20 protein-coding genes and 2 tRNA genes are annotated in these 23538 nt (G+C 47.7%); 10 read left to right on the forward strand and 12 right to left on the reverse strand.

The annotated features are described in order from the left end of the window. Positions 1-31: 31 nt before the first annotated feature. Together MK185_07110 and upp are read right to left on the reverse strand one after the other, a co-directional pair. Positions 32-1309 carry a uracil-xanthine permease family protein gene (locus MK185_07110; GenBank protein ID MCH2040386.1) on the reverse strand — a complete coding sequence of 426 codons (1278 nt, stop codon included), beginning with the start codon at positions 1307-1309 and terminating at the stop codon, positions 32-34. Between the two features lie 155 nt (positions 1310-1464). After that, entirely contained in the window at positions 1465-2091 is a 627-nt protein-coding gene (gene upp, locus MK185_07115) for a uracil phosphoribosyltransferase (protein MCH2040387.1), read from the reverse strand. Positions 2092-2536: 445 nt separating this feature from the next. Between upp and MK185_07120 the strand changes: the two genes are divergently transcribed. From MK185_07120 to yeiP, 3 genes are all read left to right on the forward strand, one after another. Next, a complete protein-coding gene (locus tag MK185_07120; GenBank protein MCH2040388.1) occupies positions 2537-2818 on the forward strand; it encodes a peptidylprolyl isomerase in 282 nt (93 codons plus the stop codon). 70 nt (positions 2819-2888) lie between these two features. Continuing rightward, positions 2889-3908, forward strand: a complete 1020-nt coding sequence (locus tag MK185_07125) for a S1-like domain-containing RNA-binding protein (protein ID MCH2040389.1) — start codon at positions 2889-2891, stop codon at positions 3906-3908. Positions 3909-3937: 29 nt separating this feature from the next. Further along, a complete protein-coding gene (gene yeiP / locus MK185_07130; GenBank protein MCH2040390.1) occupies positions 3938-4510 on the forward strand; it encodes an elongation factor P-like protein YeiP in 573 nt (190 codons plus the stop codon). 91 nt (positions 4511-4601) lie between these two features. Here yeiP and MK185_07135 read toward each other — a convergent pair whose 3' ends face one another. Beyond that, positions 4602-6542, reverse strand: a complete 1941-nt coding sequence (locus MK185_07135; protein MCH2040391.1) for a hypothetical protein — start codon at positions 6540-6542, stop codon at positions 4602-4604. 720 nt (positions 6543-7262) lie between these two features. On the opposite strand from MK185_07135, the gene MK185_07140 reads away from it, so the two are divergent. Beyond that, positions 7263-8870: an ABC-F family ATPase gene (locus MK185_07140; protein MCH2040392.1), complete on the forward strand. Its 1608-nt coding sequence runs from the start codon at positions 7263-7265 to the stop codon at positions 8868-8870. 124 nt (positions 8871-8994) lie between these two features. On the opposite strand, the gene MK185_07145 is transcribed toward MK185_07140, so the two are convergent. After that, on the reverse strand, positions 8995-9606 hold the full coding sequence (locus MK185_07145; protein ID MCH2040393.1) for a glutathione S-transferase: 612 nt from the start codon (positions 9604-9606) through the stop codon (positions 8995-8997). A 210-nt stretch (positions 9607-9816) separates the two neighbouring features. Between MK185_07145 and MK185_07150 the strand changes: the two genes are divergently transcribed. Continuing rightward, entirely contained in the window at positions 9817-10839 is a 1023-nt protein-coding gene (locus MK185_07150) for a DUF2860 domain-containing protein (protein ID MCH2040394.1), read from the forward strand. A 42-nt stretch (positions 10840-10881) separates the two neighbouring features. Here the strand turns inward: MK185_07150 and MK185_07155 are convergent, their stop codons facing one another. After that, a complete protein-coding gene (locus tag MK185_07155) occupies positions 10882-12153 on the reverse strand; it encodes a glycosyltransferase family 4 protein (protein MCH2040395.1) in 1272 nt (423 codons plus the stop codon). A gap of 253 nt (positions 12154-12406) precedes the next feature. On the opposite strand from MK185_07155, the gene MK185_07160 reads away from it, so the two are divergent. Then, a complete protein-coding gene (locus MK185_07160) occupies positions 12407-13210 on the forward strand; it encodes a hypothetical protein (protein ID MCH2040396.1) in 804 nt (267 codons plus the stop codon). A gap of 104 nt (positions 13211-13314) precedes the next feature. Further along, on the forward strand, positions 13315-13881 hold the full coding sequence (locus MK185_07165) for a hypothetical protein (protein MCH2040397.1): 567 nt from the start codon (positions 13315-13317) through the stop codon (positions 13879-13881). A gap of 41 nt (positions 13882-13922) precedes the next feature. Here MK185_07165 and MK185_07170 read toward each other — a convergent pair whose 3' ends face one another. The 7 genes from MK185_07170 to zwf form a co-directional block, all read right to left on the reverse strand. Next, a complete protein-coding gene (locus MK185_07170) occupies positions 13923-14819 on the reverse strand; it encodes a DMT family transporter (protein ID MCH2040398.1) in 897 nt (298 codons plus the stop codon). A 68-nt stretch (positions 14820-14887) separates the two neighbouring features. After that, entirely contained in the window at positions 14888-15481 is a 594-nt protein-coding gene (locus tag MK185_07175; protein ID MCH2040399.1) for a peroxiredoxin family protein, read from the reverse strand. A 79-nt stretch (positions 15482-15560) separates the two neighbouring features. Then, positions 15561-17324, reverse strand: a complete 1764-nt coding sequence (locus MK185_07180) for a sugar phosphorylase (GenBank protein ID MCH2040400.1) — start codon at positions 17322-17324, stop codon at positions 15561-15563. Positions 17325-17372: 48 nt separating this feature from the next. Then, a complete protein-coding gene (gene eda, locus MK185_07185) occupies positions 17373-17984 on the reverse strand; it encodes a bifunctional 4-hydroxy-2-oxoglutarate aldolase/2-dehydro-3-deoxy-phosphogluconate aldolase (GenBank protein MCH2040401.1) in 612 nt (203 codons plus the stop codon). 31 nt (positions 17985-18015) lie between these two features. Continuing rightward, positions 18016-19863, reverse strand: coding sequence for a phosphogluconate dehydratase (gene edd, locus MK185_07190; protein ID MCH2040402.1), 1848 nt, complete (start codon positions 19861-19863; stop codon positions 18016-18018). Further along, the gene (gene pgl / locus MK185_07195; GenBank protein MCH2040403.1) at positions 19863-20567 is read right to left on the reverse strand and encodes a 6-phosphogluconolactonase; all 705 of its coding nucleotides are present in this window, start codon (positions 20565-20567) and stop codon (positions 19863-19865) included. The genes edd and pgl overlap by 1 nt, the downstream gene beginning before the upstream one ends. Further along, complete coding sequence (gene zwf / locus MK185_07200; GenBank protein ID MCH2040404.1) at positions 20560-22026, reverse strand: glucose-6-phosphate dehydrogenase; 1467 nt, start codon at positions 22024-22026, stop codon at positions 20560-20562. The genes pgl and zwf overlap by 8 nt, the downstream gene beginning before the upstream one ends. 319 nt (positions 22027-22345) lie before the next feature. On the opposite strand from zwf, the gene galU reads away from it, so the two are divergent. The 3 genes from galU (at position 22346) to MK185_07215 (ending at position 23534) form a co-directional block, all read left to right on the forward strand. After that, entirely contained in the window at positions 22346-23185 is an 840-nt protein-coding gene (gene galU / locus MK185_07205; protein MCH2040405.1) for a UTP--glucose-1-phosphate uridylyltransferase GalU, read from the forward strand. Positions 23186-23346: 161 nt separating this feature from the next. After that, a tRNA-Asn gene (locus MK185_07210) sits at positions 23347-23422 on the forward strand. 35 nt (positions 23423-23457) lie between these two features. Then, positions 23458-23534, forward strand: a tRNA-Pro gene (locus MK185_07215). Positions 23535-23538: the final 4 nt, after the last annotated feature.

A 23538-nucleotide genomic window follows, 5' to 3' on the forward strand; every position in this document is an offset into this window, starting at 1 on the left:
GGGTCGATGTTAAAAATTACAGAAGTAAAAGTTACTTCACCATATCTTCTACAATTTCTTCTTCAGCGTGCAGGTCTTCGCTTTCGTCACCTCGAGGAAGCACCAGATTTAGCACAATAGCCACCAGGCCACACAGACTCAGCCCTTCCAGGTTTCCGAGTGCCATACCACCGATACCAAACACCAACGTCGTGGAAACGATCACCAGGTTACGCTGCTGCCCCATATCCACTCGCGCTTTAACCAGAATATTCAGGCCCACAGCAGCAATCGAACCAAACAACAGAATCAGAATCCCCCCCATAACCGGCGCCGGAATCGTCTGCAAAAATGCGCCAAATTTAGCGATAAATGCCAGCACAATAGCAAAACCCGCTGCGAACGTCATAATCACCGGATTAAAGGCTTTGGTTAGCATAACCGCACCTGTAACTTCTGAATACGTGGTGTTTGGTGGACCGCCAAATAAAGCAGCAGTCGATGTTGCCAGGCCATCACCCAGTAAGGTGCGATGCAGGCCGGGCTTTTCAACATAGTTTTCGCCGGTCACGCTGGAAATCGCCAATACATCACCAACGTGTTCAATGGCTGCGACCAAAGCCACCGGCATCATCAGCATAATGGCTGCCATTTCGAATTTCGGAGTAACAAAATCCGGTACCGCAATCCATGAACTGTTATTCACAGCACTGAAATCAACCATCCCCATAAACGCAGCAATGGTGTAACCAACCATAATACCCGCCAGAATCGGAACTAAGCGAAAAATACCCTTTGCCACGGTTGCCACCAGCAAGGTCACCAATAAGGCCGGCATGGATACCCAAATCGCATCGGTATATGGGAATAACTGAGCTGACGCATCGCCGGTTTTACCCATTGCCATATTTACCGCAATGGGTGCCAGACCCAAACCAATAATCATAATGATCGGTCCGGTGACAACCGGCGGCATAATACGGTGTAGGAATCCGGCGCCACGAATGGCCACCAAAATAGCCAGAATAATGTAAGTGAAGCCAGCGCAGAACAAGGCCCCCATTGCCACAGCAATACCATCATCTCCGTATTGCTGAATAATACCGATGATCGGGGCAATGAATACGAATGAGGATGCTAAAAATACCGGTACCGAACGCTTGGTTACAAACTGGAAAACCAGTGTACCAATACCTGCAGTAAATAACGCGACACTGGGGTTTAAACCCGTAATTAATGGCATTAATACCAGAGCACCAAAGGCGACAAATAACATTTGTAAGCCGGCAACAACGGTACGCCAGCCAGCATATGCATTCTCTTGAGACATGCTACCTCCCTATTTTTATTTCTTTAAATTATGAATGTAAAAACTCTTGAGCGTTTACGAAGCAGGCAGAACCCAGTCATTTTTTGCGAGTACGGAGTTTAGGCCGTATCCCGATAAAAATGATAACGGCGTTCTGCCAACGCAATTAACTCAACCTATTCGGTACCGAAAATCTTATCGCCCGCATCACCCAGACCCGGAATGATATAACCGTTTTCATTCAGGTGGTCGTCAACCGACGCGGTATAAATATCAACATCCGGGTGAGCTTGCTGTACCGCCTTAATACCCTCCGGAGCGGCAACCAAAACCAGTGCGCGAATCGAAGTACAACCGGCTTTTTTCAGCAAGTCGATGGTTGCGTTCATGGAACCACCCGTTGCCAGCATTGGATCAACCACCAGCGACATACGTTGGTCGATATCGCCAGCCAACTTATCAAAGTAGCTCACCGGCTCCAGAGTTTCCTCATCTCGGTACAAACCCACCACACTGATTTTGGCGCTTGGAACCAGTTCCAGAACACCATCCAGCATTCCCAGGCCAGCACGCAAGATTGGAACAACCGTGATTTTTTTGCCTTTGATACGCTCCGCCTGAATGTCACCACACCATCCATCGACGGTATAATCTTCCAGTTCCAGATCTTTGGTTGCTTCATACGTCAACAAATTCCCTACTTCTGCTGCCAATTGGCGGAAGCCGCGGGTACTGATGTCTTTCTGGCGCATAAGGCCGAGTTTGTGTCGAACCAGAGGGTGGCGAATTTCATGAACGCTCATGAGATACCTCGTTATAAATAAGCTGTCAGATCAGAATTCAAGGTGCCGCCATAACCACAAAAGCCGAACAATAACGAAAAAGCAGCAGGTTATAGGGTACATTTGGCGCGCGATTTTCTCACAACTGTATCGCAAGCGCTAAGCAAAAATGTAACCAATCGGTCAATTTGATAGAATTGAGAACGCAAACACGCTCGCCATCCTCACGCCCAATTACAAAATGGCATCGAATACATCATCATCCGTGCTCTACTTTACCAATCTGACATATAATCAACGCGATGGCTGGGTCCAGACCACGCATTGTCTGACACATCATGGTAAGACCCTCCCTCCGAGTCACAGGCAGAATGCTTCAGCTCAACACAGTGGCGGCGCCATTTGATGCAAACGATTAAAGAACAAACGCTGGACCTGCCACAGTCACTATTCAATTCAGGAAACGATTATGCCTCGCGCTTGCGCTCGCCATATTCTGGTAAAAACCAAAGAAGAAGCCGATAAGCTGAAACAACAACTGGCAAAAGGCGCTGATTTCGCCAAACTGGCCCAGAAGCATTCCACCTGCCCGTCGAAAAAGAACGGCGGCAGCCTGGGTGAATTTAACAAAGGCGATATGGTGAAAGCTTTTGATGATGTGGTGTTTAAAGGCCCGCTGCTGAAAGTTCAGGGGCCGGTAAAAACCAAGTTCGGCTATCATTTAATTGAAACCATTTATCGCACCTGATTCTTCCGCCTGATCCTGATAGAATCGCGCGCCCGCCCTCACTCACCGACACAATCCAGAGACTCTAACCATGGCAGAACTTGGTCGTTACAACACATTAAAAGTTCAGGAGCTGGCTCCCCATGGCGCCTATCTGGATGATGAAGAAGGTGGTCAGATCCTGCTGCCTACCCGTCAGGTACCAGAAGGTACCGAGATCGGCGATGAAATTAAGGTATTTGTTTATCTCGATTCCGAAGATCGCTGGATCGCCACCTGTCAGCGCCCTCGCGTACAGCTGCATCAGGTTGCCAGCCTGGAAGTTATCGACGTTAACCGCACGGGTGCCTTCCTCGACTGGGGCTTAGCCAAAGATCTGTTTGTACCCTTCGCTGAGCAAAAACAGCGGATGGAGCAAGGCAACAGCTACTTAGTGTATGTATTGCAGGACAACACCGGCCGGCTGATCGGCAGCACCCGGCTGAATCGTTACATCAATGACGAGGCCAAATCCAACTGGCCTGGGGCACCAGACCCCTACTGCGTCGGAGATAAGGTTCGCATGATCATTAGCCACCGTACCGAACTGGGTTACAAAGCCGTGGTCGATGATGAGTTCTGGGGTGTGATTCACCACGATGATATTCGCAAAGCCATTCGTCCGGGCAATAAGTTCGACGGTTATATCAAACGGGTTCGTGACGATCATCGCCTTGATATCTCACTGGAACCGATTGGCCACGCCAAAATTGGTCCTTTGGCCACTCGGATTCTGAAGAAACTCCAGGAAGGTGACGGCACACTGGGCTTGAGCGACAAAAGCCCAGCGGATCTGATTGAACTGCACTTGGGCGTGTCTAAACGTGTGTTTAAAATGGCCATCGGCCAGCTGTTTAAGGAACGTAAAATTGTCATTGAAAGCGATCATATTCGCCTGGCCAATGATAATGATGCGAAGAAACCACGTCCGATGAAGAAGCACCATAAATCAGCAACAGCGAACAAAGTATCGGGCAATTCAGAGAGCGCGGAAAAGCCAAAGGCAGAAAAATCGCGCAAGCGCTTTGTCAGTAACAAAAAATCCGGTAAAACGTTGTCCGTTAAACGATAGCCAATTAGAAAATAGCGAAGGAAACCGATATGCCTAAGGCAAGTGACATCAAAAAAAATGCCGCCATTGAATTTAACGGCAGCGCCTACTTTGTAAAAGACATCGAACGCTCTGTACCACAAGGCCGTGCCGGTGGCAGCCTCTACCGTATGCGCATGTACAACGTGGCAACGGGTCAGAAGGTTGATGAAACCTTTAAAGATTCCGACATGCTGAATCTGGCCGACGTGATGCGCCGTCAGGTGATGTTCTCCTACAGCGACGGTGATGAGTACGTGTTCATGGATAATGAGGATTACTCACAGTTCAGCCTGAACAAAGACAAAATTGAAGACGAAGTGCTGTTCTTCAATGAGAGTACTCAGGGCCTGCAGGTTGTACTGCTGGATGACGCACCGGTTGCTCTGGAATTGCCCGCTCACGTTGAGCTGGAAATCACCGAGACAGATCCTTCGATCAAAGGTGGTTCAGCTACAGCCCGCACCAAACCAGCCACCATGACCACAGGCCTGGTGATTCAGGTACCTGAGCATATCTCCACTGGCGACGTAGTGAAGATCAACGTTGAAGATAAGAAATTTATGGGGCGTGGCGAGAAGTAAGTTCCTCGGCACCCTAGTAAAGAGATGTAACGAAAAGATCTTACCGGTAAAGAAGTGTGCAAACTCGCCCACTTCTTTATTACTGTTATTATTATTCGAACGTTAACGACAGCAAGGCTTGTCTTCCTGAGTCTTTATCTTCAATAAATACACCACGCTCACCTAACCCCAACCACAAACCGTGCTTATTTTCATTCAGGTAATGATAAGCAAATCCAGCAATGCCTGGTTCCACTCGCGACACCAACGCCGTTTGCTGATTCGACCAATTGTAATGCATCAGGTTATCGCCAAAAGCATCGAATAACTCCTGATAAACACTGCCAAGCACCTCCCTGCGAAATACTTCTCGCGCACTTGAATTCTCTTGATCAATCACTGGCAAGCGTACGAATGACACACTATTAATAAAAGGGCTCAAAGGATCATCAGCATCATGACCCAGTTCCGAAAAATTAAATGAACTGACATCACCATCGGAGTTAAATATTGAAATACCATCAAGGCGCCTAACAGCAACACTGGAGGCTTCCATATCGAATACCACACCATCACTCTGCCAGAGTTCCCAGCCAATTGAATCACCAGATATCGGTGTACGATAAACTGCAGGAGCTGAACGGCTACTTTCCTGAATACTGTTCAAATAATAAAACCCGGAATTTTCGAATACTGACATACCGAAAAAAACATCGCTTTCGACAGTAAACCTAGGGCTTCCCAGCAAACAAGGTGACGACAAATCAGGTCGGCTTTGTTTCGAGTTATTGATGTAATTGATCGTCACTAACTCGCACATACCAGATTCAAGCTTCATTATGTGAGACAAACCATGATCATTTACTTCGCTGCCTGCGTACTGAATGTCACCTGCGATCGCACCGGAAAATGTATGTACTTTTATCAACTGATTAGCAGTATCGAATCGGAACAGCGACCAGTCACCATTCAGCTGTTTTATTGTCAGATACTGCTGCCCCTGATAATCAAACCAATTGGCTATATCCTGATAAGAAAAATAACGACTGTACCAAACAACTTCCGGCTCTCCAGAAGTCAGATTAAACCGGTATAAGTTATGGAAGTCGGTAAACAAAATATAGTCTTCATCGACACCCAAAGCAGAACGGAAAATATAAGGCATACTTGCGGTCAGTTCAGGGGTTTTGGATATAACCTGAATCTCACTCTCACCTTCTCGCAACAACTTGCAATTAATGGAATAGCCAATACCATCGCATTCAACCTTATCTGCAGAGTTATTACCAAAACTCAGATGTGCAGGTAGCGCATCACTATCTCGGGCTGAAAAATCAGACAGATTCATTACCTTTAATTGCGACTGACCACTGTAACTCTGAAGCCAATATAGCTTTTGATCTGCTTCATCCAATACCCAGTTAACATATACTGATATTGGTTCACTGGCGCTAACAACCGACTCAAGCTGATAAATAAGGCGTTCGTCAGACTCACCTGACAATAAAAAGATTGCCCGATGAGCACTGTCCCATACCAAATATGAATCTTCTTGCGGCCAATAGATTGCTTTTCTCGGACTTGTTAAAAACGGCTGTTGCATAAATTGATAATCAACAGAGTTTGCCTGTCCATCCACCCAACGCACTTCTACCTCAAACTGCTGTTCAGACAGGATGTTACCAGCAGGCCCTCTCAGCAGTTCAATATCTGCAAACCAATACCCACGGTTTTCAGTTTGCCACTGAATAGCCGATGATATCGTTTTATCCGATTCGCTATTGGCAGCCCGGATGACAAAAGAGGCGACATCCGATGGCTGTTTGTCGCCAGATACAATATCAATCAACCGACCCTTAACGCGTAAGCTGTTATTTTTGCGCTCATCTTCAGGCTTTTGAGGGGCCAGATTGCTGTTCTCCGGCGGAAAATCAACAACAATGGATATCTTGTCATCTCCAGAATGGTTCGATTCAGAGTTAGAACAGCCAGAAAGAAATACACAGGAAAATAGTAAAATTAATAATCGATTGATGAACCACAAGATGCCCACAAGAAGTCCTTTTGAAAAAATAGTACTAGCGATTAAAATTACTAAAAGGTCTATTGGTAAGAAATATTGATGACCTTTCAACTCACTATTAATAAGACAGCCAGGGCTGCCAGTGACCACTGAGAAGACGGCATCGCGTCACTGTCATTGACTCCAACTCCAGGCGATAGCGAACAAAGTCATAATGCCAAACGTATGAAGTACTCACATTGGCATCACACAAAATTGGTTGATAACCGTTGTTGATAATATCAGAAACAGCACATCTCCAGCATCAAAACCACCACTCCCAATGTAGTGGTTATATAAGCCGCAACCGCGAAAGGATCGGTAGCAGTGTCAACCACCCAAACACGCTGCTCAATGACACAAGTAGATTCAAACCATAACATTGGAGCAAGTAGTGAAAAATCAATCAACACAGAGCGCACGAACGGAGTCGGATAGCCCATTATCAGAGCCGTGATAGACTGAGGGAGCGGAACCCGGCAACAGGATGATTCAGCTATTACCCGAACGCATCGATGATATAAAAGTCCCTTTGTCACTCAAAGTTCAAAAGCGCTTCAGCATATTCGTTGACACTTTAACTGTTTGGGCAGTAGCTCGATGATGATGCCTCAGAATTGCACAATTACTCACCAATTTTCACGTGTTTCTAACCGTCTTTTCAGGTATAGTCGCGCCCTTTCAAAACACTGATTCATCCGGGATAAAGCTGTGATCTCAACCGCGAATATCACCATGCAGTTTGGCGCCAAGCCACTGTTTGAGAACATTTCCGTTAAATTTGGCGACGGCAACCGTTATGGCCTGATTGGCGCCAACGGCTGTGGTAAGTCGACCTTTATGAAAATCCTCGACGGCTCACTGGAGCCAAGCGCGGGTAATGTGTCGATCACGCCAAATGAGCGCCTGGGCAAACTGCACCAGGATCAGTTCGCGTTTGAAGAGTTCACCGTACTCGACACCGTGATGATGGGTAACAAGGAACTGTGGGCCATCAAAGAAGAGCGTGATGCAATTTACGCTAATCTGGAAGCCACCGAGGAAGATTACATGCGCGCCGCTGAACTCGAAGGTGAGTTCGCGGAAATGGATGGCTACACCGCAGAATCGCGTGCCGGTGAACTGCTGTTAGGCGCCGGTATCGAAACTGAACTGCATCAGGGTCCGATGACCGAAGTGGCTCCTGGCTGGAAGCTGCGGGTTTTGCTGGCTCAAGCGCTGTTCTCCAACCCGGATATCCTGCTGCTCGACGAACCCACCAACAACCTGGACATCAACACCATTCGTTGGCTGGAAGGCATCATCAATGACATGAAGTGTACGATGATCATCATCTCGCACGATCGTCACTTCTTGAACTCTGTTTGTACCCATATGGCTGATATCGACTACGGTGATATCAAAATCTACCCGGGTAACTACGATGACTTCATGATTGCGTCGACCGCTGCCCGTGAGCGTCAGCAATCTGAAAACGCCAAGAAGAAAGCACAGATTGCCGAGCTACAGCAGTTTGTTAGCCGCTTCTCGGCCAATGCATCGAAAGCAAAACAAGCGACTTCCCGTGCCAAGCAGATCGACAAAATCAAGCTGGACGATATCAAGCCGTCTACCCGTCAGAACCCGTATATCCGCTTCAATCAGGAGAAGAAGCTACACCGTCAGGCGGTGGAGATTGAAGGCCTGTCTCATGGCTTTGAAGGTGACTCTCTGTTCGCCAACACCGATATGATGATTGAAGCAGGTGAAAAGATTGCCGTGATTGGTGCCAACGGCGCCGGTAAAACCACCTTCCTGAAATGTCTGGTAAACGGTTTCGATCAGGACGGTATCGAAGCGAATTCTGGCACTATCAAATGGTCGGAAAATGCCAATATCGGTTATTACGCTCAGGACCACGAATACGAGTTTCCACAAGCGACCAACCTGTTTGACTGGATGGAACAATGGAAAACTGAAAAGCACGATGACCAGGCCGTTCGTGGCACCTTAGGTCGTCTGTTGTTTAATCAGGACGACATTAAAAAGTCCGTTAAAGTGTGTTCGGGTGGTGAAAAAGGTCGCCTGCTGTTTGGTAAGCTGATGATGCACGATCACAACATCCTGCTGATGGACGAACCAACCAACCACATGGATATGGAATCGATTGAATCCTTAAACATGGCACTGGAAATGTTCGAAGGAACTCTGGTATTTGTATCCCACGACCGAGAGTTTGTATCGTCGCTGGCGACCCGTATTATCGAGATTAAAGATAATCAGATTGTCGACTTCCACGGCACTTATGATGAATATTTGCGCTCTCAGGGTGTTGAATAAACGTCTGAAAGAATAATTTCTGACTAAAAAACGCCGTCATATTGATAAAAATATGACGGCGTTTTTTGTGGAAGATAAAAAAGCTTATGACCAATCCGACCTTATAACGTTCGGTAAATCAGATTCAGGCTGAATAAGATGGGCGCTGCTTCATCAGTTCGTACCAGCGCAGAATATTGGGGTGCTCTTCCCCCGGACGCAGTTTAATTACCTTAGCAAAGTCGAGTGTGACCACTGCAGTAATATCTGCGGCCGAAAAAGCAGCACCCGCGACATAAGTAGACTCGGTCAAACCTTCTTCAAGAATTGTAAGAAATGCTGCAGCATTCTTGCGCGCTTCATCCGCCCACTCCGGCACAGGTGTCATCCGATCTTTAAAAATACCCGAACCGTGTTGGAAACTCTGAAATACGGGTACCAAAAAAGCAAATTCTATTCGGCGATCCCACATTTCAATCACCGCTTTTTCCACTGCTGTTTCACCCAACAACAGTTGGCCGTCACAGGTTTCTTCAAGATAACGATAAATGGCAGCAGCCTCACTGATACAGCTACCATCATCCAACTCAAGAACCGGTACTTTTTTCAGAGGGTTCTTAACGGCAAACTCTTCGCTCAGGTTATCGCCTTTAGGCAGATCTAGCTTAATACGCTCAACATCGTTCAAACCTTTCTCCGCCATAAACATACGGACACGTCGGGGGCTGGGAGCGTAATCGGCATCGTACAGTTTCATAAGAGTCTTCCTAGCGTAATTATTTGGGATTTCAGGTTTTACAGATTGCGATAAGGAGGGTCGTCGGTCAAGGTCACAACACCTCTTCACCGAAGTAGAGTTTGTAACGTTTTTATTAACTTACTTTATGAGCTTTGTTGTTCAGCTCAGTTTCAGTTTAGCGCATTTAAAGTGGCACCAACCTATCTTGTTATTTGAACAGAGACACCCATGATGCGAACCTCTCATAGATTGACCCTGATTGCAGCCTTAACAATACCTCTTATCAGTATTGGTATGCCCGCAGAGCATCAGCAGAAAACTGGATTCTATGGTGAAATACAGCTATTAACCGGCGGGTTGAAAGCCAGTGGTAAAGATATTGTGACACCCGATAATGCACGTATTAACTCAACCAGCACCGACGAACTGAATCGTCGTGATCCAAGTTTTAACAGCGGTTTTATTATGCCGAACGTCGAGTTGGGCTATCTCTTTAATCAAGGTCAGAATGACGTATTCTGGCGCAGCAGTTCAGAGCCTACGTCGGAGTTTACCAACCTCAGTGAAATTGGATTTTCCCATCGTTTTCACACGGGAACCAAGGTCAGCCTGATCATCAGTCCGGCGGCATTAGGAAACGGCAATACGGTCTGGCAAGACCCGTTCGCCAGTGGCGATAAGCGTAACACGACACAGGCAGAAACGAATGGCATGGGTTTCGATATCGAGAATCTGCTCTACGGTAGTTTATCGCTGAGTTATCGCTATAACGACACACAGATTAATAAGGAACGCTCGGGAAGCAGTCTCAACAACCTGTCGCAAGCGCAAAAAAAGCAACTCATCAGAGATAATAGCCAACATGATGTCGCGGTGGAGTTTATCAATATGATGTCTCCGCAAACCTACCTGATCGGCGGTATCCGCTATACGCAACAATACGGACAACAGAACAATATGGATGCCAATCTGCCCGGAGGGAACTTAAGCCTGTATCACATCAGTGATGACCGAGAATATTATGCACAACTGACTTACCGCAGCAGTCACTATAAAAATCATCATGTAATATTTGATAAAAGGCGTAAGGATGAAGATGTTAATGTTACTGCAGGCGTTCGCTTTCATCAGTTATTAGGCAACAAATGGATAGTGGATACATTAATCAGCGGCGGCGAGAACCAATCTAATATCAATTTTTATGACAAGGAATATTATTTGTTTGCACTGGGTGTCAGCCGGGAATTTTAACCCGACTTAGATACATAAGGGGCAGTATCTTCTATCAACCCATTACCCGGTCACGTCATTGCCGTTTTTCAATTGATTTTTAGCCTCAATCCACTGCGACATATATTGGCTGCTTTTCAGACTATGATGGCGCATCATACTGCCGTAAAAATTATTCAGCCGGTGTTGTTCCAACCTGGCCAACACCTGCGCTACTTTCTGTGACAGGGCATGCTGATGTTCAGCACAGGCAAAGCGCTGACCAATAACACGGGCAGCAGCGTCTGCAGACGGCTGCCATTTCGACTGATTGCGATATAGCTCAATCGCAACTTCAGCAAACTCTTGGGGGGAGTCGAAAATACTTGCGGCCTTTTCAAGCTGAGGGTCAGTGCCATAAATTCCCTCTGCACCAATAGGAGTCGTAACGGCTGGCGTATGACACAATGCAGCATCAATGAGCTTGCCTTTTAGTCCTGCACCAAAACGAATAGGCGCCAACATAACCCGGGCATCGGCAATAACTGCCAAGGCATCGTCTGCCCAGCCTTTGACCAGAAATCCTTGTTTTTCATTATGCAATTGAGTGGCCTTTTTAGGTGGATATGCACCGTAAATATGCAATTGTGCCTCAGGTAATTGTGCATGAATTAATGGCCAGATGGCCTCTTTCAGATAACGAACCGCGTCCCAGTTTGGTTCATGACGAAAATTGCCAATGGATATAAAATGCTGACGCTGCTCATACGACTGCAGTTCAAACGGTGCTTTTTCCTGCTCCAGCATAAACGGGCAATAATGCAGAATATCAGCAGGGATATTAAATTGCTGTTGTAGCAATGCCATCTCAAACTCTGAAATGGTCAGTGTAATATCACAACGTAAGATCGCTGCAATTTCGCGCCTGGCCATGTCCGAAAAAAGAATAGGATTCGGTGGCACTGTCAGATTCTGGTTACCGGTTTTGAGTGCCGCATGACGTGCGTGACGAAGAAAATGTAAGTCTTCACTATCGAGGATACGCAAAGCGTCGGGGCAGTACTTCTCAACTCGCCAGCCAAACTGCTCTTCCATCATAAAACGATCAAACATCACAACCTGTGGATTCAGGCTGACAACAAACTCATCGAAACTGGAACTGTTTAGCTCAATTTTTTCAGCACGAATATGATACCGCGCTAAATCTTCCGCATGATCACTTTCCTCTGCGGGAGACGCATACACAATGCAATATCCCTGCTGTTGGAACGCCGTAAGAAGTTGCAGCATACGACTACCCGCCGCAGAAGATTTCGGTTCTGGCCAGACGTAACCAATAACAAGGAGTGTTTTCATCGAAATTTTTGATACCTGAAGTACTTACTCAGTCAGAAATACCATGAGCTTTCAGCCACCGCATAAGCAAGCCATCGTTGCCCTACCATGCTTCCGCAGCATCGTGTTGCGGCTTTGAAAAGTTCATGACATGCCTGACTCTCTGCTGGCTGGTAAGTTTACACGGATCGAAAAACGGTTGCTGCTTTAATCCAACTGCGTACCAGCACTAATCTGTGACACAATAACCACACCTTCGTATTGAGTTACTCCAGTGCTGATTGCTGCCAAAATTCTGGTCACTTTTTTAACCGTTATTCTATTAGCCAAAGTAGCGGAACGGCTGAGCCCTCGCCATGCCGGTTTATTAGCGGGCTTTCCTTTAGGTACAGCCATCGCACTGTATTTTTTCGGGTGGCAGCAAGGCGAGCAGTTTGCCGCACAAAGCGCAGTGTACACACTGCCTGGGCTGACAGCGGCTATATGCTTTGCCTGGGGTTACCAGCAAGTGATTCAACGTAAGCCATCGCTACGCTTTCTGCCACTGGCGATTATCAGTGCACTCGGATGCTTTTTGCTCGCTGCCAGCGTATTGCACACATTGCCACAACACCGGGGGCTGAATTTTCTTGTGGTGTTCGCGGCGATCCTGCTGTTCCGCACCGTATTTAAGCCCATTAAGGAGACTCAGATTCAACAAGCGCCCCAGGGAATATGGTCGAATAATTGGCTGACGCTATTATTTCGCGCCAGTATTGCCACAATATCCATCCTTTTGATTACCGGCCTGGCGGAGTTGTTGGGACCGGAACGAGCCGGTTTACTGGCAGCTTTCCCGGTGTCGTTTTTCCCTCTGATGCTGATTCTGCACATCAGTTATGGCGCCCGTATCCTGGCTACCAGTATTAAGCATTATCCCGACGGTATTGGAGCACTGGTGGTCTATTGTCTGGCTGTCAGTAGCCTGTATCCCATGCTCGGCCTGCATTGGGGCACACTGACTTCGCTTTTATGTTCCGTTGCCTACTTGCTGCTTTACAGTCAGCTGAGCAAACGGCTACATAAGTCAGACACATAAACACGGATTATGGCCAACATTTAAGCCATGCTTATGACCTATAGTTTATTCCCTGTTATCATTCGCGCCGTTAAATTGAACCTGTTAATCATCCGGATTTTGTTATGACTGAACTGAACATCCCAGAGGCCTTACAAGACGCAACAGAGCTGCTGTCAGACGATGGCTTCGCCAGCAACAATGTTTGGTACCACGGCACCTCATCCGGCCTGACTCAGTCTGTGACCAATCAGGGGCTGGTTGGTGGTGGTGATACTGCACTGATGAAACGTATGCAAAGCACGCTGCAGACCATTCAGGCACCTGCATTTACGGCAGAAGACCCGGTATTTCTGACTCAAAGTAAAGAACTGGCTTATTATTGGGCAGATCAGAAAACCAAAAGTCGTAACCTTTACTTCAGTAACGGTGAGACGCCGGTAGTGTTTGAAGTAACGCTGAATGAGGAAGAAAACGCCTCTGTCAAAACCGACGCCGGCGGTGCGGCTCTGCTCATGGAGCCAGGTAATGCTTACATCAAACACCTGCAGGACGTGTACAAGGCCTGTGGTAAAGAACTGGAAGAGATCAATCCATTAAAAGCGGATCGCATGGATTATCTGAACAAGCTGGGTCTGGCTTACAGCGCCAAACCAATTTCTAAAAAAGCGGTTAAATTGCTGCAAGCCTGATTACACAGCGTCACCGTCGAAGAAAGCCCGCCAGATTACTGTTATGCGGGCTTTTTTGTGCTCTGTACCTTTATTTTCTGCACCACGAGGCCCGAGACAATCAGCGTCAGCCCGATAAACGTTGCAGAATGAATATCCTCTCCCAGAATCTGATTAATAAACACTAACGATAAAAATGGCGATAAAAATATCAGTGAGCTGATGGATGCCGCGCGACTGGTCAGTGTCAGCGCTTTTTGCCAAAGCAGAAAAGTCACTCCCATTTCAAACAAACCAACATACATCGCCGCCCAAACCGATTGCCCAACATTGATTGGCCAGCCATCCCAGGCAACAGCAATCAAAAAAGCCACCGGTGTTGCTATCAGGAAACCACACCATAAACTGATCTCCGGTCGCTCTTCCCGATCAATATTCCAGATCCAATATAAAGCCCAGACGATGGTACTCAGTAACGCCAGCATAACGCCGCTGAGACTGCTGAATTCGAGCGAAAAGACGTTCCCCCGTGTGGCAATCACCAAAACACCGAGATAAGCCAGCGACAATGCCACGATATCCCGACGGTATAACGAGTGCCCCAATAATGGCACTGCCAGCAAACTCATGGTGAGTGCCCAGGTATAGTTGATCGCCTGTGCCTGTTGCGCCGATAACAGGTCATACGCCTGGAACAATATCAGATAATAAATAAGCGGATTACTCAGTCCCTGACGCAAATAAAACCACTTAGATTTCTTTAAGGCAGATAACGCACAATCGAGCTGCGAGGTTAATAACACATAGCCAGACAAGAAAAGGAGGGAGACAAGACTGGCGATGGCGACTAACCAGCGTGGAGAAAGCCCCACCAGTGCCAGCTTAAAAGCGGTGGCAACCGTTGACCATAGCAGTACAGCAATTAAAGCAAACACCAGCGCCTTGCGTTCGGCAGACATAAATCCAACTCTGAATAAACAAAGCGCCAGTGTATCAATTAATGAATAAAATGGGCGTTAGACCATCATCACAAACGATTCATAACAATATCGATCAACTGGTCACCGGTTGGACGCTTTTTATAATCTTCACTGGCGTAAAACCAGGCGACTTCACCACCTTGCTTGATCAGATAGACGGCCGGATGTGGTAATTGATCGTCGCGCGCTATGCCAAACTCGCTGATCACACTCGAATCCTCATCACTCAGAAAAATAAAGCCCTGCCCAAACTGGCGACGAGTATTCTTGGCTGCTGCCTGCTCATCCGGACTGATTGCAATCACCTGAATCCCCTGCTCCTTCAGTTGCGGCAACACGGCTTTAATCGAGTCCAGCTGGCTCATACAGAAGGGGCACCAGTCACCTCGATAGAACAGCAGAAGTACCGGTTGTTTACTGTTAATGTCCACCAAACTCGTTGGATTACCATCAGAATCTGGCAGCGTAAACGCGGGGGCAGGCTTACCTACTTTTACCGGACTGTGCGCCAAATCCGAATACGATATTTGCTGCAGTTTGTCCTCATCCGTCGCGCTGATATCCAGGAGACTGCAACCGATCAGCAGTAAAATGCCGATACTGATGACTGTTAACAGTACGCTTTTCATTGTTTTCAACATACGAATTCCCGTGTTTGTTATACCACTATGAGTCCAAGATAGACGCTGGCGATCGACTTAAGTTCCCGCAAGCAATCAATTAACTCACTTCAGCCAGCCAGACACTTTGATACGGTGCCAGCAACAACTCATGGTCGATAACGTCACTCTGCGGCCTTAACAAGTCCTGCAAGCCATGGGGCAGGAATCCCAAACTGGCCAATGGCAGCTTAAGAATACGTTCTGTCACATTAGAGATGGCATAAATAAACTGAGATTTATCGCACGCCGTGCGTTTAATGATGAACAGGTCGGAATTGATCTTAATCACCTGTTGGCGCGCCTGGGGATGAAATGCCAGTTGCTGCCGTCGTATCGAAATCATCCGCCGTAACTCTGTAAACACTTCAGCTTGTGGGGTAACGGGATTGTTGAGTAATAACAGCAGTTCTTCTTCGTCCCAGATTTTACGGTTAATGGAACGTGTACGCCCTGTTTGTTCAACGTGAGCGAGATCATTTGGTGTGGCTGTCAGACTGTGAATATACACAGCCGGAATACCCTGCATTGCCAGCATAATTGCCTGGGAGCAGATAAATCTTGGTACCTGAAAATGATCCACACCACGCCGCGTCCCCATGCAGGCGTCGAATAACGTGATATTAATTTCATAGGGACTTTCAGTGCCATCGGAATTGGCTTTCATACTGACGAAACCACCAAAACGATGCATGCAGTCAATCAGATCCTGAACTTCGCGTTCCGGCAGAATTCCTTCCACCGGGCGCACACCAATACCATCATGCGAGGCGGTAAAATTCAGGTAAGTACAGCCAGTCGGTAACTTCGGGATAGTCAGTGCCCAGTCCGTAAGGAAACTGGCATTGCCCCGATTAAGAGCGTGCAAGACCAGCGGCGGTAAGCCAAATTGATATACCATGTGGGCTTCGTCAGAGGCGCCAAAATAACTCAGATTTTCTTTGACCGGCACATTGGTTTCGGTGATTAACACAACATCCGGGGCAAAAAAATCGAGAATGTCCCGTAATAACTTAACCACCTCGTGGGTTTGCGGTAAGTGCAAACACGCAGTACCAATCTGCTTCCATAAAAACGCAATGGCATCCAGGCGAATAAATCGGGCACCCTGCTCTAAATACATCAGAAAGATATCAACAAATTCCAGCAACACTTCCGGGTTAGCGAAATTAAGATCTATCTGATCTTCGCTGAATGTTGCCCATACATGTTTAATACCCTCGTGGGTATGCACTGGTGATAATAACGGTGTATTTCTTGGACGGGTAACGGCAGATAGATCCAGTGTCGGGTCCGACTCAATAAAATACTGATCGTAGGGGGGGCGATTACCAATAAAATCGATAAACCATAAGTTTTCCCGTGAACAGTGATTAATCACCAGGTCAGCCATCAAATCAAACTGCTCGGCAATATCACGAATATCCTGCCAATCTCCAAGGTCTGGATTGACCTGACGATAATCGATCACAGAAAAACCATCGTCGGAACTGAAGGGAAAAAAAGGAAGAATATGGACGCTGTTTACAGTTCCGGATAACTGCTGAATTAAGAATTTTTTCAGTGTGACCAACGGTGACTCCGAAGCATCCGCTTTACGAATACTGTCACCGTAGGCAATCAGAATCACGTCATCCTGACTCCAGCGCTGCTTATCGCAGCTTTCTGGCGGGGCGGTGATTTCCTTACCTTGTGTTTCAGCAAATTGCTGGCAGCGCGCCAACAAACGTTCACTGATACCATGAATCTGTTGCGCAGAATGGTCCGTTGACGAGTAGATACGCGTCAACCGTTGCCGGAAATGTTCAAAAGCAGCGTGCGACATAAGTTCTCCTGTTTCGCCAGCCGCTGATTCTGGAAGTTCGAACCGGGATCAGCTGGCAATCGCTAATGCTGTCAGTGCTTGCCAGTTTTGTGCCGAAACTGCTTCTTTTGGAGTTAGCCAGCTGCCTCCAACGGCAAAAACGTTACTCAGGGACATATAACGGCGATAATTATCGCTTCCGACACCCCCGGTAGGACAAAACTGAACATCGTAAAAGGGACCGGATAACGCATTCAGCATGTCGATACCACCGGCAGCGCCTGCCGGAAAAAACTTCTGATGTTTAAAACCCGCGTTGCGCGCCTGCATAACGTCGCTGGGCGTCGCTACCCCGGGCAAATAGGCTCCGCCCCAATTACGAGCACAATCCAGTAGTTCCTGTGATATTCCGGGGCTTACTGCGAATTCTGCGCCCATGTTCAGTGCATCTTCGAGCTGGCGGGCATTGGTTACCGTGCCAACACCCACAATAGCATCAGGAACCTCTCGCTTGATCAGGCGAATTGCTTCTAACCCATGTTCGGTACGCAAGGTAACTTCTAACAAGCGCACACCGCCATCAACCAAGGCCTGCGCCATCGGCACAGCACCGTCGAGATCATTGATAACAATCACGGGCACCAGCGGTTTGGCGCGCTCCAGCCATAAATCCCATTTCATTGTTTATCCTCCGCTTTCCCACACGTGTTCGTTAAAAATCGATACTGATTGCACCTTGCTCAGCAGAACCAACGCTTGCGCGGAATACCTGAAATAATTCGCGCCCAAGACCCGATATTTTTTCTACCGAGGGAATGTCCAACGCACGCGCAGCAAACTCCCGCTCCAATACACTGAGTTCCCCAGAGTGACCGTCAAGCCGGATCCTATCGCCATCCCTGATCGCGGCGATATAACCACCGGCACAGGCCTCAGGTGATAAGTGAATCGCCGCCGGAACTTTACCGGAAGCCCCCGATAAACGACCATCGGTTACCAATGCAACCTGAAAACCGGCTTCCTGCAAATTCGTCAGAGCAGGCGTCAACTTGTGCAGCTCTGGCATACCATTCGCTTTTGGTCCTTGCTGTTTGACCACCACCACAACGTCGCAATTCAATTCACCATTTTTATATGCCTGGAGCACCTCATTCTGATCGGTGAATACGCGTGCAGGCGCTTCGATTATCCATCGATCATCCGGCACAGCAGACACTTTCATAATGGCATTGCCAAGATTGCCACGTACCAGCTTCATTCCGCCCTCACGCATAAACGGCGCATGTGCAGGTGCAAGTACGGCCAGATCAAGACTTTCGGTAACGACAGGACGCCACTGCAACCGATCATCTTCATCGACATAAGGCTCCTTGAAGTAGTTCGCCAAACCTTTGCCCATGATGGTATGCACATCGGTATGTAATAAACCGGCCTGAGCCAGCTCACGCATCAGGAAGCCCATACCACCACTGCGCTGAAAGGCATTGATATCAGCCGCACCATTGGGGTATACCCGTGCCAGCAAAGGGACAACATTGGATAGATCCGCCATGTCCTGCCAGGTCAATTGAATACCGGCCATTTTTGCGATCGCAATCAGATGAATGCTGTGGTTGGTCGAACCTCCTGTAGCAAGTAAACCAACCACTGCGTTCACCAAAGTCCGTTCATCAACTAATTGCCCAATTGGTAAAAAGTCGGCTTCCAATGCCGTTTGACGGACCACGTTTAAAGACGCCTCGGCGGTCAGCTTCGCGCGCAGTGGATCATTTGGATTGATAAACGACGAGCCCGGCAACTGCAGTCCCATCATTTCCATCAACATCTGGTTGGAGTTGGCCGTACCGTAAAACGTGCAGGTACCCTGTGAATGATACGAAGCCATTTCGCTGTCGAGTAATTCATCTTTGTCAGCTTCTCCGGCAGCAAATGCCTGACGGGTTTTTGCTTTATCAGAGTTACTGATACCAGAAGGCATCGGGCCTGCCGGAACAAACACGGTGGGAATGTGGCCAAAGCGTAATGCCGCCATTAATAAGCCCGGTACGATTTTATCGCAAATACCCAGCATTAATGCACCATCAAACACCTGGTGTGACAAACCGATGGCCGCACTCATGGCAATCACATCACGGCTGAACAAAGAGAGTTCCATACCGTCCTGGCCCTGGGTAACACCATCACACATTGCCGGAACACCAGCGGCAACCTGGGCCGCATGACCGGCTCTGGCAAGTGTGGTCTTAATCTGTTGAGGGTAATCGCGGTAGGGAGCGTGGGCGGATAAAACATCGTTATAAGAATTAACGATGGCGATATTGGCGGCGCGATGATCCGCCTTTAATATCAGTTTAGTTGCATCATTTTCGGCAGCAAAATCGTGGGCCAGATTGGTGCAACTCAAGCCATTACGAACCGGTCCTTTGGCAACCGCCTGCTGAATCTGTTGCAAATACTGTTGACGACCATCACGACTGCGTAAAACGATTCGCTCAGTGACCTGTTTAACAACCGGGTGAATTTCACCCGGCGCGTGATCAGCAACACGGTTTCCTGACATCAAGCACTCCGATAGATATTTACCGGTACCTGACTCTGAAATAACACAGAGCGCACCGGCATCTGTTCTAAATTATGTTTTTCATGTTCGTGACACACCTGTTCAAATACCTGATTTTTAGCCTCACCTTCAAAGTGCAGGTAAATGTTCTTAGAGCGCAACACCAGTGATAATGACATGGTCATACGCTGCGGAAAATCCGGAGCATCCATCACCGCACAACAGCAGGCAGCCGCCTGTTCATCAAGACACGCAGTCAGCGCCTCCGACTCAGGGAACCAGGAAGCAGTATGGCCATCCAAGCCCATACCCAGCACCACAATATCCAACTCATCGATCTGCTCATGCAGACGATTCTCACTGGTCATCAACCCTTCTTCGGCCGTTGCCTCTGTATTTTTGAGAGGCACAAAATACGCCAGCGTTGCGTTATTCTGCAGCAGGTTATCTTTGACCAGTTTGGCGTTGCTGGCTTCATCACTGTCTTCAACCCAGCGATCATCGACCAGAGTCACCAGGACTTTGGCCCAGTCGAGTTCCTGTTGCGATAATTTCTGGAAAAACAATGCCGGTGTTTTCCCACCGCTAACTGCCAGCGAAACTTTGCCGCGTTCTTCGATGACTGCCCGCATTTTACCCGCAACCGAATCTGCGAGTTGTTGAGCAAGTATTGCTGTATCAGAAAAACGATTGTCGTTAATCATTTGTTTCGTCCCATAATCGACCATCTTTAGCGAGTAACAGGGTAGCGGCTGCTGGTCCCCAACTGCCAGAAGTGTATGGCTCCGGCCTTTGATCCAGGTCGTGCCAAAAAGTTAAAATCGGGTCTACCCAACGCCAGGCTTCCATTAACTCGTCGTCTCGCAGAAATAAGGTGGCGTTGCTGACCAAAACGTCAAACAATAACCTTTCGTACGCTTCAGGTACACGAGTTTGTTTGTGGTCCGATGGATTCAGGCTTAAATTCATTGGTCCGACATTCATCCCAGGACCCACCCGCTTTTCGCACAGCATTAACCGCACACCCTCGTCGGGTTGTAACCGAAACACCAACTTATTGGCCATGGTATTTTTATGCTGTAGCGGAAATATTGAATGCGGAATCTCTTTAAAGTGCACCACAATTTCACAGGCACGTTCGGCCAGCCGTTTACCTGTGCGTAAATAAAACGGTACTCCGGCCCAACGCCAGTTATCTATTTCGACTTTAATGGCGACAAAGGTTTCTGTGGCGCTTTTGCGATCAACACCCGGTTCATCGCGATATCTTGGAACTGGCTGCCCCTCAGAGACACCCGCATCATATTGACCACGTACCACTTTATCGTTGATGCCATCACCCACGATCGCTTTTAACGAGCGCAGCACTTTGACTTTTTCGTCACGTATGGCGTCTGGTTCAAGACTGGCAGGTGGCTCCATTGCGGTAATGCACAACAATTGCAACAGGTGATTCTGAAACATATCGCGCATTGCACCAACGTGATCATAAAACCCGGCGCGTTGCTCCACCCCTAACGATTCAGAGATGGTGATCTGAATATGATCAATGTATTTGTGATTCCATTGATGTTCAAATAAGGAATTGGCAAAGCGGAGCACCAGCAAATTCTGAACGGTTTCTTTTCCCAGATAATGATCGATGCGGTAGATCTGATCTTCTTTAAAGAACCGCGCAACAGCCTCATTAATGTCGCAGGCTGAGTCATAATCATGGCCAATCGGTTTCTCCATCACGACTTTCGCGGCAGGATGAATCAATCCTGCTTCATCCAAACCTGCGCAGATAGGGGTGTAGAGATCAGAACCAGTAGCGAGATAGAACACCCTATTTTCGCAATCTGGCGTCAAAGCATCCTGTGCCAGCGCTCTAAAGGTACTGATATCTTCCAGATCAATGGTATGACACGCGAGGTAAGCCGAGAATGAGGTCCATAATTCTTCACTGAAATACTTGGTTTTCAGGTGCTGCTTCAGTGCGCGATGAATACCACTGAGGAAACATTCCGGCGTCATTGAACTGCGGGTAATCAGAACAATTCGGCCATTTTGCGGTAAACGGCCATCGCTATGCAGCATGTACATTGCAGGCAGCAGTTTACGCTGTGACAAATCTCCTAACCCGCCAAAGATAATCAGTTCAAAGGGTGCTTCGATGTGCATATCACCTTTCCTCGTGTGCACTTTTAGTGCGATATCGGCAATTGATAGCGATTTTCAAGATTTAACTGTATGCCTAAAAACAGGTTTAAGCATCATTTGTACCGTAAATGGCTCATAATCATCACCAGTAGCCAGCAACGGGCACTGAAATTGCTAAATCCCCATCAACGCTGATCGGTTTGCTGGAATTCGTCATAAAAAATTGTACTTACTGACGTATTACTGAAACAAATCTGACATAATCTGCCACCTTTCGATCAGAGGCACATACTCTCGCCTGATCAGCTTGATTTACATTTAAGACAAAGGACTGGATCACATGATTCGCAAGTGTTTATTTCCTGTTGCTGGTTACGGTACCCGTTTCCTGCCAGCGACCAAATCCATGCCAAAAGAAATGCTGCCGGTGGTGAACAAGCCGCTGGTTCAATATGGCGTCGAAGAGGCCGACCAGGCAGGCCTGACGACCATCGGTTTTGTAACCGGTCGCGGTAAACGCGCCATCGCCGACCACTTTGATATCAGCTATGAACTGGAGCATCAGATTCAGGGGTCGAGCAAAGAGCCACTGCTGTCATCTATCCGGGATCTGATCGACAAGAACGATTTCGCTTTTACCCGACAGAACCATATGATGGGACTGGGCCACGCGATTCTCTCAGGCCGTAACCTGATGGGCGATGAGCCATTCGGTGTGGTACTGGCCGATGACCTGTGTGTTGCCGGTGAGGATGGCGAAGGCGTTCTGTCTCAGATGGTTAAAATCTACAACCAGTTCCGCTGTTCGGTGGTGGCGATTCAGGAAGTACCGGAAGATCAGGTTCACAAGTACGGCGTTATCGCCGGTGAAGACATGGGGAATGGCCTGTTCCGTGTTACCGACATGGTTGAGAAACCAGCCAAAGAAGATGCCCCATCCAACCTGGCGATTATTGGTCGTTACATATTAACACCAGACATTTTTGATAAGATCGAACAAACCGAGCCGGGTAAGAATGGTGAAGTACAGATCACCGATGCCCTGATGAAGCAAGCTCAGGAAGGTTGTGTTATGGCTTACAAGTTCCGTGGTCAGCGCTTCGACTGTGGCTCCATCGAAGGGTTTGTTGACGCAACAAATCATGTCTTCGAGAACGTGTACAAGAAAGAAAATCCGTAGCAGGGAGAGTGGATTGAGAAAGGTTCTTCACCAGACCTGATCAATCCACAATCAAATTCTCTAGTTTTTTGTTTTTGTTAGCTTTTTTTAAAAAATCATAAAAAAAAGTATTGACGGCAAGACACGGACTTCATAGAATGCGCCCCGTTGTTGAGAGACATTCCCCGATAGCTCAGTCGGTAGAGCAGTAGACTGTTAATCTATTGGTCGCTGGTTCAAGTCCAGCTCGGGGAGCCAACCTTATCCTGTAAGGTCGTAAGTCCTGTATCAACCGGGGTATAGCGCAGTCTGGTAGCGCGCCTGCTTTGGGAGCAGGATGTCGGGAGTTCGAATCTCTCTACCCCGACCAACAA

It is taken from the genome of Saccharospirillaceae bacterium (assembly GCA_022448365.1).
Taxonomy (GTDB): domain Bacteria; phylum Pseudomonadota; class Gammaproteobacteria; order Pseudomonadales; family Oceanobacteraceae; genus Bacterioplanoides.